This window comes from Pseudomonas machongensis (genome assembly GCF_034961125.1).
GTDB classification, from domain to species: Bacteria; Pseudomonadota; Gammaproteobacteria; order Pseudomonadales; family Pseudomonadaceae; genus Aquipseudomonas; species Aquipseudomonas machongensis.
Genome location: NZ_JAYFUI010000186.1, coordinates 1 through 14,886 on the forward strand (window position 1 = coordinate 1; position 14,886 = coordinate 14,886).

At 61.4% G+C, this 14,886-nt stretch carries 18 protein-coding genes; 17 read left to right on the forward strand and 1 reads right to left on the reverse strand.

The annotated features are described in order from the left end of the window. Positions 1 to 372, reverse strand: a 372-nt coding sequence (locus VA602_RS18020; protein ID WP_323453860.1) for a transposase, incomplete at its 3' end; no start/stop codon positions are given. An 82-nt stretch (positions 373 to 454) separates the two neighbouring features. Here VA602_RS18020 and VA602_RS18025 point away from each other — a divergent pair. The 17 genes from VA602_RS18025 (at position 455) to VA602_RS18105 (ending at position 14,881) form a co-directional block, all read left to right on the forward strand. Continuing rightward, the gene (locus tag VA602_RS18025) at positions 455 to 1,423 is read left to right on the forward strand and encodes a major capsid protein (protein WP_323453861.1); all 969 of its coding nucleotides are present in this window, start codon (positions 455 to 457) and stop codon (positions 1,421 to 1,423) included. Between the two features lie 42 nt (positions 1,424 to 1,465). Continuing rightward, complete coding sequence (locus VA602_RS18030; RefSeq protein ID WP_323453862.1) at positions 1,466 to 1,828, forward strand: hypothetical protein; 363 nt, start codon at positions 1,466 to 1,468, stop codon at positions 1,826 to 1,828. Further along, positions 1,828 to 2,196 carry a hypothetical protein gene (locus tag VA602_RS18035; RefSeq protein ID WP_323453863.1) on the forward strand — a complete coding sequence of 123 codons (369 nt, stop codon included), beginning with the start codon at positions 1,828 to 1,830 and terminating at the stop codon, positions 2,194 to 2,196. Before VA602_RS18030 ends, VA602_RS18035 begins: the two co-directional genes overlap by 1 nt. Before the next feature lies 1 nt (position 2,197). After that, positions 2,198 to 2,584, forward strand: a complete 387-nt coding sequence (locus VA602_RS18040; protein WP_323453864.1) for a hypothetical protein — start codon at positions 2,198 to 2,200, stop codon at positions 2,582 to 2,584. Between the two features lie 20 nt (positions 2,585 to 2,604). After that, positions 2,605 to 3,258, forward strand: a complete 654-nt coding sequence (locus VA602_RS18045; protein WP_323453865.1) for a hypothetical protein — start codon at positions 2,605 to 2,607, stop codon at positions 3,256 to 3,258. Further along, the gene (locus VA602_RS18050) at positions 3,255 to 3,683 is read left to right on the forward strand and encodes a phage tail terminator-like protein (RefSeq protein WP_323453866.1); all 429 of its coding nucleotides are present in this window, start codon (positions 3,255 to 3,257) and stop codon (positions 3,681 to 3,683) included. Before VA602_RS18045 ends, VA602_RS18050 begins: the two co-directional genes overlap by 4 nt. A gap of 39 nt (positions 3,684 to 3,722) precedes the next feature. After that, positions 3,723 to 4,382, forward strand: coding sequence for a phage tail protein (locus VA602_RS18055; RefSeq protein WP_323453867.1), 660 nt, complete (start codon positions 3,723 to 3,725; stop codon positions 4,380 to 4,382). A 9-nt stretch (positions 4,383 to 4,391) separates the two neighbouring features. Next, the gene (locus tag VA602_RS18060; protein ID WP_323453868.1) at positions 4,392 to 4,775 is read left to right on the forward strand and encodes a phage tail assembly chaperone; all 384 of its coding nucleotides are present in this window, start codon (positions 4,392 to 4,394) and stop codon (positions 4,773 to 4,775) included. Positions 4,776 to 4,837: 62 nt separating this feature from the next. Further along, positions 4,838 to 5,089 carry a DUF1799 domain-containing protein gene (locus tag VA602_RS18065; RefSeq protein WP_323453976.1) on the forward strand — a complete coding sequence of 84 codons (252 nt, stop codon included), beginning with the start codon at positions 4,838 to 4,840 and terminating at the stop codon, positions 5,087 to 5,089. 3 nt (positions 5,090 to 5,092) lie between these two features. Then, positions 5,093 to 8,152, forward strand: a complete 3,060-nt coding sequence (locus VA602_RS18070) for a phage tail tape measure protein (protein WP_323453869.1) — start codon at positions 5,093 to 5,095, stop codon at positions 8,150 to 8,152. Then, on the forward strand, positions 8,152 to 8,490 hold the full coding sequence (locus VA602_RS18075; RefSeq protein WP_323453870.1) for a phage tail protein: 339 nt from the start codon (positions 8,152 to 8,154) through the stop codon (positions 8,488 to 8,490). The genes VA602_RS18070 and VA602_RS18075 overlap by 1 nt, the downstream gene beginning before the upstream one ends. After that, positions 8,487 to 9,236, forward strand: coding sequence for a phage minor tail protein L (locus VA602_RS18080; protein WP_323453871.1), 750 nt, complete (start codon positions 8,487 to 8,489; stop codon positions 9,234 to 9,236). Before VA602_RS18075 ends, VA602_RS18080 begins: the two co-directional genes overlap by 4 nt. A 2-nt stretch (positions 9,237 to 9,238) precedes the next feature. Further along, on the forward strand, positions 9,239 to 9,994 hold the full coding sequence (locus tag VA602_RS18085; RefSeq protein ID WP_323453872.1) for a C40 family peptidase: 756 nt from the start codon (positions 9,239 to 9,241) through the stop codon (positions 9,992 to 9,994). Positions 9,995 to 10,024: 30 nt separating this feature from the next. Then, positions 10,025 to 10,378 carry a hypothetical protein gene (locus VA602_RS18090; RefSeq protein ID WP_323453873.1) on the forward strand — a complete coding sequence of 118 codons (354 nt, stop codon included), beginning with the start codon at positions 10,025 to 10,027 and terminating at the stop codon, positions 10,376 to 10,378. 61 nt (positions 10,379 to 10,439) lie between these two features. Then, positions 10,440 to 11,042, forward strand: coding sequence for a tail assembly protein (locus VA602_RS18095; protein WP_323453874.1), 603 nt, complete (start codon positions 10,440 to 10,442; stop codon positions 11,040 to 11,042). A gap of 60 nt (positions 11,043 to 11,102) precedes the next feature. After that, positions 11,103 to 14,570 (forward strand): host specificity protein J, encoded by a 3,468-nt coding sequence (locus tag VA602_RS18100; protein WP_323453875.1) that lies wholly within the window; start codon positions 11,103 to 11,105, stop codon positions 14,568 to 14,570. After that, complete coding sequence (locus VA602_RS18105; RefSeq protein WP_323453876.1) at positions 14,567 to 14,881, forward strand: hypothetical protein; 315 nt, start codon at positions 14,567 to 14,569, stop codon at positions 14,879 to 14,881. The genes VA602_RS18100 and VA602_RS18105 overlap by 4 nt, the downstream gene beginning before the upstream one ends. Positions 14,882 to 14,886: the final 5 nt, after the last annotated feature.

Consider the following 14,886-nt stretch of genomic DNA (forward strand, 5'->3'; position numbering starts at 1 on the left):
AAAGGCACGGCATGTCGCGACGAACGCAGCTTTGTTGTTCTTGCGGAAGTCGGCGATGGTTTTGAAGTCGGGTTTGAGCCGGTTGATCAGCCACATCACTTCGATGTTGCGCTGGCATTCGGCTTCCAGGCGCCGGGACGAGCGAATGCGCTGGAAATAACCATAAAGGTAGAGCTTTAGCTGATCGGCGGGGTCGTACGCGGGGCGCCCGGTGGCCTTGGGCTGAGTTTTCTCAAAGCCGAGCTGACCCAGATCAAGCTTGGCGACATACAGGTCGATGACCCGTACGAGGTGATCTTCCGGGATCAATTCCTCCAGCGAGACCGGGAACAAGCTGGTCTGGCTGCGGGACTCTCCTTGTATGTAGGCCATAACGAAGAATGCTCCGTATCTTTCGATACGGAGCATTCTCTTAAAGGGCGGGGCAGATTGCTAGGTTTTCACACAGTCTGCAATGGCCCTTTCAAACATGAAGGTGTTCAACGAATACCTCAAGCGCACCACCATCGAGACCCTGGCCCAGGATGTCGAGAAGTTCAACGCATCCTCGGCCGGCGCTATCCGCCTGACCACCCAGGGCATCGACGGCGACTTCCTCCAGGAATCGTTCTGGGCTGGTCTGCACGGCGCCCAGCGTCGCGTTGACCGCTATGCCGCCAACGGCGCCCAGGCGTCCACCCCGCTGGCCCAGAAGCAGTACGACTCGGTGAAGATTGCCCGCGGCTTCGGCCCGATCCTGTGGGAGCCTTCCCAGCTCTCCTGGATCCAGAAGAACCCGGAAGAAGCGCTGGAGGTGATCAGTCGCAACCTGTCCGAAGCCATCATGGCGGACCAGCTGAACACCGCCATCTCGGCCCTGGCCGGCGCCATCGGCAACCAGCCGGGTGCAACCAACGACGTGTCGGCGACCGCTGGCGTGACCTACGTCGCGATCAACAACGCTCATGCCCTGTTCGGTGACGCCTCCCAGCGCCTGGTGGCGCAGGTCATGACCGGTGCCATGTACCACAAGTTGGTGGGCCAGAACCTCGCCAACGCCGAGCGCCTGTTCCAATTCTCCGGCGTACAGGTGGTCGACATCCTCGGCAAGGCCGTGATCATCACCGACGCCCCGGCGCTGTACGAGGCCGGCACACCGAACAAGCAGAAGGTGCTCAGCCTGGCTGACGGCGCCGCGGTGGTGATGGATGGTTCCGACCTGATTACCAACATCGAGACCTCCAACGGCAAGGAGCGCATCGAGACCACCATGCAGGCCGACTACACCTTTGGCCTGGGCCTCAAGGGCTACACCTGGGACACCACCAACGGCGGCAAGTCGCCGACCAACGCTGAGCTGTCCACCGGCACCAACTGGGACCTGGTGGCGAACAGTATCAAGGCTTCGGCCGGCGTGCTGACCATTGGTGACGCCACCAAGTAACCGGTACCGCGCCCTCAGGGGCGCATTCCCCTGGAGATCGCCATGAGCGAGAAAGTGATTTACGAGAAACACCCTATCAGCCCTGAACGTAAAGCTGAGCTGCGGCAGAAGGGGTACAAGATCATCGACGCGCGCTTCGCGCCTGATGGCTATGAGCACCCGGAGCCGACGAAGGAGGAGAAGTCCAAGGCCGGCGGCCCGCTGAAGGTGGACGAGATTCGTGCGGCGTTGGATGCCAAGGGCGTCGCCTACGGCGATAAGGCCGCGAAGCCTGAGCTGCAGAAGCTCCTCGATGAATCCAACAAGGCCGATGAGATCAAGGCCAAACTGACCGAGAAGGGCGTCGATTTCAGCGCCGCCGTGACCCTGGAAGACCTCCAGAAGCTGCTGGACGAGGCCGCTTAATGACCATCTACATCACCGTCGAGCAGGTAGACGCCCTGCTTGGGCCGACCTGGGTGCCAGACGACCAGAAAGCCCGCGCGGTGCTGATGGCCAACACCTGGCTCACTAATCAGGGCCTGCCCGAGTTCGAGACAGTTCCCGCCGATGTCGTGCAGGCAGGCGCGGAGGTGGCGGTGGAGGCGGCAGCAGGGAACCTGTACCAGGCGAAGGAAACCGGCGTTCTGAGCAAGTCCGTAGATGCTGACGGTGTGTCGAGCAGCAAGACCTACTCGAGCACGTCCAAGGCCATCAGTGCGGGTGAATCCTTCGCTCTGGCCTTGTTGGCGCGGTATCTGGGCTCAGGCCAGGTCAAGATCGTCAGGGGGTGACATGGGGCTTAGAAGCGAGTTGCAGGCTGACCTGGGGCGAGCCTTCGATACGGACCTGGCCGACGCGGGAGCAGCGGTCGATGGCAGCCGGTCGGTGCCTGGGGCGTATGACCCCGAGAAGGGCGGTAGTACGCGGGCGACGACGCTGCACTATGCCGGCCGCGGTGTCTTCGGCCAGTACAAGGCCCGGGAGATCGACGGTACGCGCATCCTGTCGTCAGACGTGCGCCTCAAGGCGCTACAGAACGAGCTTCTCATGAAGAACGACGACGCGGCCACGGAACAGCCTGCCACGCCCGCCATCGGTGACCGCATCAGCGGATACCGGGTGATGGATGTCGGGCAGGACGCGGCCAAGGCCACATGGGCCATTCAGTTGAGGAAGTGACCATGCCTCGTGGCTCGAACATGACCAGCCGCTACGGCGGGTCGGACGGCAGCTTTTCCGCGCAACTTGAACAGTTCGCCGAGGCGGCCAAGGAGGCAGTGGACCTGACCTTCCGTGAGGTCGTGATCATGGTTGGCCGCAGATTGGTCACCATGTCGCCGGTTGGCAATCCTGACCTCTGGAAGGTGAACGTCGAGGCTCAGGGCAGCGCAGCGGAGCAGATCGCGGCCTACAACGCGAAGGCGGCGGCCATCAATGCCGGCATTACCTCCGACCAGGCCAACTACACCAAGAGTGGCAACCTGAAGGGAGGCCTGCGGCTTCGCAAACCACTGACCAAGCGCGAGCAGCGTGAAAACTTCGGGTTTGGCGTTCGTAGGGTTGGCCAGGGCTACGTGGGCGGCCGCTTCCGTAGTAACTGGCAGCTCACCACTGGTTCCCCCGCTGCAGGCGAAATCGAAGACATCGAGAGCGCCGGCGAGACGCTGGACAGGCTTCTTCTGGCTGCCGGTGACCTCTCAGCCGGCGAGGTCGCCTTTATCGTCAACAACCTGCCGTATGCCATCCCCTTGGAGTACGGGCACAGTTCACAGGCGCCTGGCGGCATGGTGCGCGTCACCGTAGCCGACTTCCAGCGCATCGTCGAAGAAGCCATCAGGATCCATCGAGCATGAGCCAAGCACGGGCCAGACAGGCCATCGAGATCAAGTTGATGGCCTGGGCCACGGCGCGCCCGATCCGGGTCGCGAACTTCGAACAAGGATTCGAGGCCGGGCCCGACGAAACCTATCTGCAAGCATTCCAACTGCCGGCGGGCACCACCTGCCGCTACCTTGGCGGCGAGGCATATGAGTACACCGGCGTCTACCAGGTGAGCATCGTCTGCCCAGCAGGTCAGCCCATGGGCACCGCTGAAGCCCTGGTCGATGAGCTTTCGAGCCTCTTCCGGGTGGACTCGGTGCTCAGCCGCAACGGCTTCGAAGGCCTTGTCACAGAGCCAGTTGACCAAGGCCCCCCTATCACCGAGCCGGCGACCTACACGGTACCGGCGAGCTTCACCTACCGCGGTGTCGCGGACCAATCGCCCGATGGGGCATAACCAACCGCCACCCGGCGGGCAACAACGAGGAAACACTCCATGGCCGCAAAATTCCCGCTGCCGAACGGCTCTGTGCTGGAAATCGCCAGCGTTTTCGGCTCCGCCGTCACCTTTACCGCCCTGACCAACGCCGCGCCACCGGTGGCCACCTCTGTCGGTCACGACATCGAGAATGGCGATGTTTTGTTGGTCAGCTCCGGTTGGGCGCTCATCGCCGACCGCGCCGTCACTGCTGCAAGCGTGGCCGCCGACACATTCACGTTGAAAGGCCTCAACACCACCAATGTGGACAAGTACACCCCCGGCGCCGGCGTAGGCTCGGTCCTTCCCGTGACTGCCTGGGCGCAGATCTCCAAGGTGACCGCGTTCACTTCGGCCGGCGGTGAGCAGCAGTACCTGACCGTGGGCTATCTGGAGGATGACGACGACCGCCAGTTCCCGACCAACCGCAACCCGATCACCCTGTCGATCACTGTCGAGGACCAGCCAAGCGCGGCCTACGTCGCCCTGGTCGAGACCTACGGTGACAGCAAGGAGCTGGTGGTGGTGCGCCTCAAGCTGCCAGGCGGCGACCAGATCCTCTACCCGGGCTACGTGAGCATCACCACCACCCCAACCATGGACCGTAACAGCCTCATGACGCGCACTATCAGCATCGCGCTGTCGGGCCGTCCTGTTCGCATCCAGGCCGGCGCGTAAGGAGCACTCATGGCGAAGATCAAGATCGCGCAGAACCCCACGTTTGCCGCTGTGGTGCAGGTTCCGCGCATTGGCGCCGAGCCGGCCCCGGTGGAGTTCCAGTTCCGCTACATGGACCGCGTGGCCCTGTCCGCGATGTTCGATCGTTGGAACAAGGCGCGCGACGCCTGGGCGGCGAGGGCCCAGAAGGAAGGGGCAACCTGGGAGGATGTCACCACCGGTGAAATCGCCCTGCAAGCCGAACAGCTGGGCGACATCGTCACTGGCTGGGACCTGGAGGACGAGTTCAGCGCCGAGGCCATCACCGACCTGGTGCGCACCTGTACCGGCGCGCCGAAGGCGGTCGTCGATGCCTTCCAGGCCGCCTACAACCCGGCCCGCTTGGGAAACTGAGAGCGGCGGCCCGGGCCTGCTACGAGCGCGGCCCTTCCGTCGAGCAACTGGCGGCGCTGGGGCTGACCCTAAATGACATTGAGGAGGAGGTGGTAGAGGTCTGGCCAGATGTATGGCCAGCCTTCCGTCTGTTCGATGCTCTGGGCACGCAGTGGCGGGTCGCTTCTGGCGGCCCGTCTGGCCTGGACTACGCCGCCATACCCGCAACTGCCTCGATGCTTGGCATCAAGCGCCGCGACCTCACCGAAATTTTCCCCGATCTCCGCGTCATGGAGGTTGAGGCCTTGGCCGTCATGGCCGAATCGATGGAGTAGATCATGACCACCATTGCCTCTCTCGGTCTTCAGATCGACTCCGGGGATGCCGTTCAGGCAGCCACCGACTTGGAAAAGATGACCAAGGCTGGTGAGCGGGCAGAGCAGTCAGCTGTTGGGCTGATGAACGAGATGCAGGCTCTGGAAAGGTCGCTGTCGGCGGGCGCCAAGTCCACCCAAGAGCTTGCAAAGCAGCGAGAGTCGCTTGCTCGACTGACGAAAACCGGCGCGTATGGCGAGGCTGAATTCCTCAAGATCAGTGCGCAGCTCGACAAGCAGCAACAGGCTCTGGTCAAGTCGACCATGGATGAGCAGAAAGCTCTGGTGAGCTTGCTGGGCAGCGTAGACCCGGCGCAGTCCGCGCTGGCAAAGCTGGACAGGCAAGTAGAAGACCTCGGAAAGCACCTGGATGCAGGGCGGATAAGTCAGGTCCAGTACAACGAGGCGCTCAAGAAGATCGACGGCAAATATGCCGAGATCGAGAAAACGAACTCCGCATTTTCCAGCCTGGGCCTGCACACGAAGGGTGCTCGCGAGAACGTCCTGCAGCTTGGCAATGCTTTGGCTGAAGGAAATCTCCGGGTTGCTGCTCACAACATTCTGGAGATCGGGAACAGCGCTGGCGCGTCTGCGTTACGGCTAGCGGCAGTGGTTGCACCCATCGCTGCTTTATCAGCTGCTGTTGCGGGGCTGGGATATGCCTATTACAAGGGTTTGAAAGAGTCCGACGCGTACAACAAGTCGCTGGTGTTGACGGGTAGCTACGCGGGCGTAACCGCTGACCAGCTTGGGGAAATGGCAAAACAAGCCAGCGCTACGGTTGGCACCACTGGAGCAGCTGCCGCCGTTCTGGCTACGCTCGCAGGCAATGGAAAGATCGCGAGCGAGAGCTTCGAAGGCATAACCCAGGCCGCCCTATCCATGAACGAGGCCACTGGAAAGGCTGTATCGGACACTGTCGCAGAGTTCGTGAAGCTGGCGGACGACCCAGTGAAGGCTTCGGCCGCGCTGAATGAGCAATATCACTACCTGACAGCTTCGGTTTACTCGCAGATCGTGGCATTGGAGAAGCAGGGTGATCATGCTGGTGCGGTGAAGCTCGCGACAGAGCAGTACGCCGACGCCATCAATGAGCGAACTCCAAAGATCCTGGAAAATCTGAGCTACTGGGAAAGGGCTTACAACGCGGTGGCAAAGGCTGCTGACGGGGTGTCAAATTTTGGCAGGCGCGACATAAGCGCAGAGATTGAGAAGGCCGAGTCTGAGCTTGCGCGAGTCCAGTCTGGGGATATCGGATTATTCCAAAGTCGTGGAAGGATGGTCGAATACTGGACGGACAGGCTAACTTTCCTGCGGGACGAAAAGGCTGCCAAGGAGGAGATTGCAAAGCTTGACAGTGACTCAGCAAAGGCTGAACTGGCAGGTCAAAAAGCAATTCTTAGCTTCGACGCGCGCAGCAAGGCAATACGCAGCAATGCTCAGAAAAGAAAGGATGATTTCAAGGACCTTGAAAGGGAGATCGCAGACCTAAGGGCTGTTGATCCCAATAACGCGCGCCTGACCCAAGCTAGCATCGACGCGCAAAAGGCGGCGATTAACGCCAAATATAAGGACCCGAAGGGGGCGTCATCACCCGTAGATCTGTCTGGGTTCAACGACCAGAAGAACGCGCTCAGCGCCATCCTGTCCACCTACAAGAACTACCAGAAAGAGCTCGACGCCGCGCAGAAGGCCGGCCTGATCTCCCAGGAGTCTTACGCTAGCCAGCGCGCCGCGATCATCGAGCAACAGAAGGCCGAGGTCACGAATGCCTACGAGGCAGAGATCAAGGCACTGGAGGAGGCAAAAGGGCGAAGCAGTACCAGCGCCCAGCAGCGAGTCCAGCTCGACCAGAAGATTGCCGATGCCCGCGCATCCATGGTGAAGGCTCAGAAGGACGCCGACACCGAGCTGGCGGTACTGGCAACCAACGAGCAGGGCCGGCTGATCAAGCAGGCCAGGGCAGTGCAGACCTACACCGACGCCCTCGACCAGCAGGTGCTGGCGCTGAGGTTGCAGGGACAGCGCTCCGCTGACGGGCTTGGGCTTGGCGACCGCCAGCGCGGCTTGCAGGACCAGCAGAACGCCATCACTGACCGTATGAACCAGCAGCGGCTGGATCTGGCAAACCAGTACGGCGACGGCTCCCGAGGTATGAGCCTCGATGAGTACAACCAGAAGCTGGCAGCCCTGAGCAAGACCGAGAAGGACCTGCAGGAAACCACCATCGCCAACTACGACCAGATGACCGTCGCCCAAGGCGACTGGCGCAAAGGGGTATCGTCGGCCTTCCAGAACTACCTGGAACAGGCCCGGGATGTCGCCGGGCAGACAAGATCCTTGTTCACCAACGCTTTCAGTTCGATGGAGGACGCGGTCGTGAACTTTGCCATTACCGGCAAGTTTTCTTTCGCCGACTTCACGAAGTCAATCTTGGCTGACATGGCTCGTATCGCTGCGCGACAGGCAGCTTCGGGGCTTCTCGGCGGTGTGGTCAATTTAGGGGTGTCTGCAGCCTCTGCCTACTTTGGCGGTGGAAGTGGTAACGGAATGGTTGCAGGTTCGCCGGGTGCCGTGTCGTCAAACCTCGGCGCGTCGCAAGCGGGATATTCCAGTGCCTACTTCCCTCAGGCTCTTGGCGGCGCCTGGTCGAACGGCGTGCAAATGTTCGCCGACGGCGGCGCATTCACCAACTCAATCGTGAGCACCCCAACGGCTTTCGGCATGGCTGGGGGCAGGCTGGGGGTGATGGGTGAAGCAGGGGATGAAGCCGTTATGCCTTTGACTCGCACCGCGGGCGGCCAGCTTGGTGTCCGGGCTGTCGGGGGTAATGGAACCTCAGTCAGCCTCTCGGCGCCAGTTAGCCTAGTCATGGAAGACCGTAGTGGGGATGGCATGCAACTCGATCCAACATTGCTCCAGCAGAACATGCAAAAGCAGGTTCAAATCGCTGCCGAAAAGGCTGTTGCTGATTCTTGGCGGCCTGGCGGGGTTAGCTATCGAAACACCACGGGGAGGCGCTGATGGCGATAGAGACTTTCACCTGGGCAACTCAGCGCGGAGAAGCGCCTGAAATCACATATCGGGTTCGCGAGTCTAAGTTTGGCAGCGGGTATCGACAGACCGTAGGCGACGGTCCAAATAACAAGGAGGACAGCTACCCAGTAACTGTCTTCGCCACCAAGGCTCAGACCCTCAAGATCATGGAATTCTTCGACCGGCACGGCGGCGCTAAGGCCTTCCTTTGGACAACCCCGCTCGGCGAGCTGGGGCTGTTCACCTGCAAGGATCCGAAGCCTACCCCTGTTGGAGGGGGGCGGTTCAAGGTTTCGGCGACTCTCGAGAGGGCCTTTCACCCATGAGCCTGATTTCACAGATCCAGAAGCTTGAGCCAGGCTCCGAGGTGCTGCTGTTCGAACTTGACGGCTCTGACTTCGGCGCTGATGTTCTGCGCTTTCATGGCCACGCCATTCCGCACACGGCGCAGGAGCTCGCAGCCGCTGGCGCCGACGCCGACCAACTGCCGGCGAAATCGATCTGGTGGCAGGGTGAGGAGTACGGCGCCTGGCCGCTGCAGGTAGAGGGCATCGAGGCAAACTCGGACGGCACCGCTGTACGCCCGACGATATCGGTCGGCAACGTAAACGGTAGGATTACCGCGCTGTGCTTCGCCTTCGCCGACCTGCTCGAGTTCAAGCTGACCATCCGGAATACGCTCGGCCAGTTCCTGGACGCAGCGAATTTCCCCGAAGGCAACCCTGGAGCAGACCCAGCCCAGGAGAGCATCGAGGTCTGGTACATCGACCAGAAAGTGTCGGAGAACGGCCAGATGGTTTCTTGGGAGCTGGCCAGCCCCGGTGACGTTGGCGGGGAGACCATCGGGCGGCAGATGACCACGCTGTGCCACTGGGCCATGACCAACGGCTACCGAGGGCCGAACTGTGGTTACACCGGGCCGTACCGTGACAAGGACGGCAACCTCACCGACAACCCTGAACTGGACGAATGCGACGGCTGCCTGGGCACCGGGTGTGTCCCGCGCTTCGGCGTGGGTAACCCGCTGCCCTTTGGTGGTTTCCCGGCCGTCTCCCTGATCGCACGGAGCTGAGCATGCGAAAACACATCCTTGCCGCCGTGCAAGCGCACGCCGCGGCGGAATACCCGCGCGAGTGTTGCGGGCTGCTGCTGGCGGTTGGCCGAAAGCAGGTCTACTTCCCGTGCGAGAACGTGGCCACCGAACCCACCGAGGAATTTCGGATCGCGGCCGAGCAGTACGCCGAGGCGGAAGACCGGGGCCAGGTGATCGGCATCGTGCACTCGCACCCTGACGCCACCAGCAGGCCGTCCCCGCGCGACCTGGCCATGTGCGAGGCCACAGGGCTGCCCTGGCACATTCTGTCGTGGCCGGAGGGCGACCTGCGCACTATCACGCCGACCGGCGAGACCGCACTGCTGGGGCGTCCATTCGTGCACGGTGCCTGGGACTGCTGGCAGGTTTGCGCGGACTGGTACCAGCGCGAGTGGGGGCTGGATTTCCCGGCCTACGCCCGAGAGGACGGGTGGTGGGAGCAGGCAGACAACCCGAGCCTGTACGAGCAGCTCTACGAGCAAGCTGGCTTCTACCAAGTTGACCGGCCGCAACGTGGCGACATGATCGTCATGGCCGTGGGGCGCACCGTGCACCCGAACCATGCCGGGATCTATCTGGACGCCGACCCGGCGTTGCCCGGCGAGAGTGCTAGCGTGTTCGGTCCTGGTCCATTCCTGCTGCACCACCTTTACGGCAGGCCATCAGAAATCATCGTCTTCGGTGGCCCATGGCTAGACCGAACCCGCCTGATGCTGCGCCACCGCGCCGCGAGGTGATACATTCGGCCCTTTCAAGGGAGGGATGACATGCGAATTCTGATCGCTGCTGCGGCTTTGATGGTAATGGGGGGCTGCGCGAGTGTTGGGGATACCCGGAGTAACCCACCACTATTAGAGCTTCAGTCATCGAAGACTCCGAGGGCAGTTGCGGAATGCATTCGCGATACCTGGCAGAACACAACAGTGCTGGGGGCGAGCATTGGCGGCGTTCTACAAACCTCCGGAAACCGCTATTCGGTATTGGCACCAGACGCTCAGTCACCGCTCCACTTGGTCGATATTATTCCGAGCGGAAAGGGGTCATTGATCAGATACCACTTCTACCGGACCTGGCAGTCGCCGCTCGACCGCGTTACCGCTGGCGTCAAAGGCTGCATCTGATAGATTGGTCCTGCTACTCACAAACCACCTTCGGGTGGTTTTTTATTGTCTGGAGAAAATAATGGCGGCTCTTGCAATCGAATATCAGCCGGTTACCACCGTGGTGCTTTACGGAAAACTCAGGCAGTTCGGGCGGTCGTTCAGGCTGTCCGTGCGATCTCCAGCGGAGGCGATCAAGGCGCTCTGCGTGCAGATTCCGGGATTTGAAAGGTTTCTCATAACGGCCAAGAGCGAAGGGGTTGAGTTCGCAGTCTTCCGAGGCGCAAGGAATCTCAAGGAAGAGGAGCTCTGCTTCGCTGGGGATGGGGAAATTCGTATTGCGCCCGTTGTTAGCGGTAGCAAGCGTGGAGGCCTGATCCAGACCATCATCGGTGTCGCGATTGTCGCTTTGGCATGGTGGAACCCCCTCGGATGGTCCGCGGCTACTGCGCTTGCAGTTGGCATGGGTGGCGGGTCAATGGCGCTCGGAGGCGTCATCCAGATGCTCAGCCCTCAAGCCAAAGGGCTATCCATGAGTGGCGCGCCCGAGAACCTACCCTCGTATGCCTTTGGCAGCGCCAAGAACACCACGGCCAGCGGTAACCCGGTACCGATCTGTATCGGTAAGCGGCGCTGGGGCGGGGCGATCATATCCGCCTCTGTCTACGCAGAGGACAAAGCGTAGTCACTCGAACGAAACACCACCAACCGCCTCCTGGCGGTTTTTTATTGCCCGGAGGAAAGCATGGGCGCAGCACTCCTGCCAGAAGTCACCGGCGCCAAGGGCGGCGAGAAGAAGCCGAAGAACCCGGTCGAAGCACCGGACAGCCTGCGATCGACGAACATCGCCAAGATCCTGCTGGCAGTGGGCGAGGGCGAGTTCGACGGCACGCCGACCGACCGCGATATCTACCTCGACAATACGCCGATCATGGATGCCAGCGGCAACGTGAATTTCCCCGGTGTGAAGTGGGAGTGGCGCCCAGGCTCGATCGAGCAGGACTACATCCAAGGCATTCCGGCGATCGAGAACGAGACGACGGTGAACGCCGAGTTGCGGAGTGACACGCCGTTCACGCGCACGCTGAGCAACCTGCAGCTCTCCCGGGTTCGCGTCCGGTTTTCGTGGCCGCGCCTGGTCAGCCAAGACAGCAGCGGCAACACCAGTGGCTACCGGATCGAGTACGCCATCGATGTCGCCACCGATGGTGGGGCGTTCGTGGAGTCCCTGCGCGGGGCCGTGGACGGCAAGACCACCAACGGCTACCAGCGGTCCGAGTCTGTGAGCCTACCTCCAGCCACCTCCGGCTGGGCCTTCCGTGTTCGCCGCATCACGCCCAACGCCAACAGCGGCACGATTGCCGACCAGATGGTGATCGCTGGCTACACCGAGATTATCGACCAGAAGCTGCGCTACCCGAACACCGCGCTGCTGTACATCGAGTTCAACGCCGAGCAGTTCCAGAACATCCCAGCGGTGACGGTCAACTGCAAGGCGCAGCGCTGGCCGGTGCCGAGCAACTATGACCCGGAGACCCGCACCTACACAGGCATCTGGGACGGCACTTTCAAGCAGGCCTGGACCAACAACCCGGTGTGGGCCACCTACGGCCTGTGCGTGAATGACCGCTTCGGCCTGGGCAAGCGAATCCAGCCATGGATGGTCGACAAGTGGGAGATGTACCGTATCGCCCAATACTGCGACCAGCTGGTGCCCGATGGCGTGGGCGGCCAGGAGCCTCGCTACCTGTGCGACCTGAACCTCCAAGGGAAGGCAGAGGCCTGGACGCTGCTGCGCGACCTCTCGGCGATCTATCGGGGGATGGTCTATTGGGCGCAGGGCTCGCTGTACATGCAGGCCGACATGCCGCGCGCGCAGGACATCGACTACGTCTTCACTCGGTCGAACGTGATCGGCGGCGACTTCGTTTACGGCGGCGCGGGCCGCGACACGCACTACAGCCGCGCCCTGGTGAGCTACGACAACCCGGCGAACAACTACGACACTGACGTCATACCTGTGACCGACATTGCACTGCAGCGCCGGTACCGGGATCGCCCCGTTGAAATCTCCGCCATTGGCTGCACGCGGGCCAGCGAGGCCCAGCGCCGCGGCAAGTGGGCGCTACTGAGCAACAACCAAGACCGCACGGTCTCCTTCAAGACAGGGATGGAAGGCGCAAACGTGCTGCCGGGCTTCGTCATCCCGGTTGCTGATGAGCTGGTCGCCGGGCGCCCGAACGGTGGCCGGATCTCTGCCGCTGCAGGCCGCGTCGTGACCTTAGATCGTGACACGCCGATCAAGGCCGGTGACCGCTTGATCATTAACCTGCCCAACGGCACCGCCCAAGGCAGGACCGTGCAGTCGGTGAGCGGTCGTGCAGTGACTGTGACGACTGCCTATGGCTTGCAGCCAGAGCCTGAGCTGCAGTGGGCGATCGACTACGAAGACCTGGCCGTCCAGCTGTTCCGTGTGCTCAAGCGCGTGCGCACCACTGAGGGCGAGTACGAGTTCACCGCGCTGGAGTTCAACCCAAGCAAGTTCGCAGCAATCGACACCGGCGCCAAGCTCGAGGAGCGGCCGATCAGCGTTATCCCTGTGACAACGGTGCCACCGCCGGCGAGCGTAACCCTGACCTCTGGCTACGCCGTCGACCAGGGCATTGCCATCAGCACGATGACGATTGCCTGGCCGGCAGTTGAGGGCGCGGTCGCCTACGACGTGGAGTGGCGCAGGAACAACGGCAACTGGATTCGCCTGCAGCGAGTGGGCACCACGTCAGTTGACGTGACGGGCATCTACGCTGGCGCCTATCTTGCGCGTGTTCGCGCCGTGAGTGCGTTCGATATCACGTCGACCTGGCGTGACTCGATGCTGACTGAGCTGAAGGGCAAGGATGGGCTCCCGCCCGCAGTAACGTTCCTGAATGCCAACTCGATCATCTTCGGGATTTCGCTGAAGTGGGGCATCCCGCCCGGGGCCGAGGACACGCAACGCACAGAGATCTGGTACGGGCCGACCAACGATCTCGAGCAGGCCACGAAGCTCACCGATGTTGCCTACCCGCAAAGCGAGTTTGTGATGCAGGGCCTGTCCGGCGGGGCGCGTTTTTTCTACTGGGCGCGCCTTGTTGACCGTATCGGCAATATCGGCCCCTGGTACCCGGTGGGCAGCGGAGTACTGGGTATCTCCGAGACCAACCCCAGCCCCATCCTTGACATGATCGCCGGCCAGATCGGTGAGACCGAGCTGGGTCAGGAACTGATCGACAAGATTGACGGCCTGCAGGACCAGATCAGCGCGCTTGGCGGCTTGAAGGCTTATGACAAGGACCTCGCATACGAGAAAGGGAAAATGGTCGTTGTCGACGGCCGAATCTACCAGGCGGTGCACGACGTTCCGGCAGACCCGAGTGGAGCAAGCTCACCACCCAATGTGTCGTTTTGGATCGATGTTGGGCAGTCCATTGAGTCGGCGAATGGCCTGGCTCAGCAGGTTCAAGTCAACACGGCGAAGATCGAGGATGTCGATGGCAGGGTAGTGGCCTCGGCCAGCCAGCTAAGCGCGCTTCAGGCGGCCTGGCGTGACGACAAGGCCGATGGCGACCTTGCTGGCGCGATCGATGTCTGGGATACGAAAGCCCGATTCGCCTCTCAGGTCACTGTCATCGCGAACGAAACCGAGGCGGTGGTGCGCAAGACCGAGACCCTGGAAGCAACAGTCGGCGACACCGTTGCTACGGTCCAGACCGTGAGCCAGGCCCAGGCCGACCTTGATGGCAAGGCCAGCACAATGTGGGCCGTGAAGATGCAGTTGAACGCCCAGGGGCAGTACGTCGCTGCTGGTATTGGCCTGGGTATCGAGAACGGTCCGGCGGGCTTGCAGAGCCAGTTCCTGGTGTCCGTTGACAGGTTCGCGGTCGTCAACAACATCAACGGCACGCTGACTTCGCCGTTCGCCATCCAGGGCGGCCAGGTGTTTATCAATCAGGCGCTGATCGGTAACGGTTGGATCACTAACGCGATGATTGGGAACATCATCATGTCAAACAACTACGTTGCCGGCACAACGGGTTGGGCTCTGAACAAAGACGGCAACTTCGAAATCAACGGCTCAGTCGCAGGTCAGGGAAAGATGACGATTACGAACCAGCGCCTTCGCATCTTTCATGCAAACGGCGTAATGGCAATTGACCTGGGAATAAACGTATGAGTACCGGCCTGAAGATTTACAATCAGGCCGGCGCGCTTGTTCTTGATATGACCAGCTCGATAAGCCAGATGATGGGGTACGTTGATACCGGTTCGGCAAATGGAGCGGTATCAATTCCTTTGCCACCAGCGGGAAAGACCTTGTTCCATGTTGTTGCGGATATAGGTCAGCAGTCCGCCTATCTCGGAAAGCGACCGGGTGTCGTTATGGCAATTGATTCCTCGGGCGCCTCTATTTCCTGGACTTATTCGTATGCAGCAGGATGGGGCTTTTACTCAATGAATTGTCGTATCCATTACGGCTACTACTAGGGGGG

Excerpts from the sequence above, each read along its gene's own strand:
- VA602_RS18025 (WP_323453861.1), top strand. The coding sequence starts at position 455 with ATGGCCCTTTCAAACATGAAGGTGTTCAACGAATACCTCAAGCGCACC.
- VA602_RS18030 (WP_323453862.1), top strand. The coding sequence starts at position 1,466 with ATGAGCGAGAAAGTGATTTACGAGAAACACCCTATCAGCCCTGAACGT.
- VA602_RS18035 (WP_323453863.1), top strand. The coding sequence starts at position 1,828 with ATGACCATCTACATCACCGTCGAGCAGGTAGACGCCCTGCTTGGGCCG.
- VA602_RS18040 (WP_323453864.1), top strand. The coding sequence starts at position 2,198 with ATGGGGCTTAGAAGCGAGTTGCAGGCTGACCTGGGGCGAGCCTTCGAT.
- VA602_RS18045 (WP_323453865.1), top strand. The coding sequence starts at position 2,605 with ATGACCAGCCGCTACGGCGGGTCGGACGGCAGCTTTTCCGCGCAACTT.
- VA602_RS18050 (WP_323453866.1), top strand. The coding sequence starts at position 3,255 with ATGAGCCAAGCACGGGCCAGACAGGCCATCGAGATCAAGTTGATGGCC.
- VA602_RS18055 (WP_323453867.1), top strand. The coding sequence starts at position 3,723 with ATGGCCGCAAAATTCCCGCTGCCGAACGGCTCTGTGCTGGAAATCGCC.
- VA602_RS18060 (WP_323453868.1), top strand. The coding sequence starts at position 4,392 with ATGGCGAAGATCAAGATCGCGCAGAACCCCACGTTTGCCGCTGTGGTG.
- VA602_RS18070 (WP_323453869.1), top strand. The coding sequence starts at position 5,093 with ATGACCACCATTGCCTCTCTCGGTCTTCAGATCGACTCCGGGGATGCC.
- VA602_RS18075 (WP_323453870.1), top strand. The coding sequence starts at position 8,152 with ATGGCGATAGAGACTTTCACCTGGGCAACTCAGCGCGGAGAAGCGCCT.
- VA602_RS18080 (WP_323453871.1), top strand. The coding sequence starts at position 8,487 with ATGAGCCTGATTTCACAGATCCAGAAGCTTGAGCCAGGCTCCGAGGTG.
- VA602_RS18085 (WP_323453872.1), top strand. The coding sequence starts at position 9,239 with ATGCGAAAACACATCCTTGCCGCCGTGCAAGCGCACGCCGCGGCGGAA.
- VA602_RS18090 (WP_323453873.1), top strand. The coding sequence starts at position 10,025 with ATGCGAATTCTGATCGCTGCTGCGGCTTTGATGGTAATGGGGGGCTGC.
- VA602_RS18095 (WP_323453874.1), top strand. The coding sequence starts at position 10,440 with ATGGCGGCTCTTGCAATCGAATATCAGCCGGTTACCACCGTGGTGCTT.
- VA602_RS18100 (WP_323453875.1), top strand. The coding sequence starts at position 11,103 with ATGGGCGCAGCACTCCTGCCAGAAGTCACCGGCGCCAAGGGCGGCGAG.
- VA602_RS18105 (WP_323453876.1), top strand. The coding sequence starts at position 14,567 with ATGAGTACCGGCCTGAAGATTTACAATCAGGCCGGCGCGCTTGTTCTT.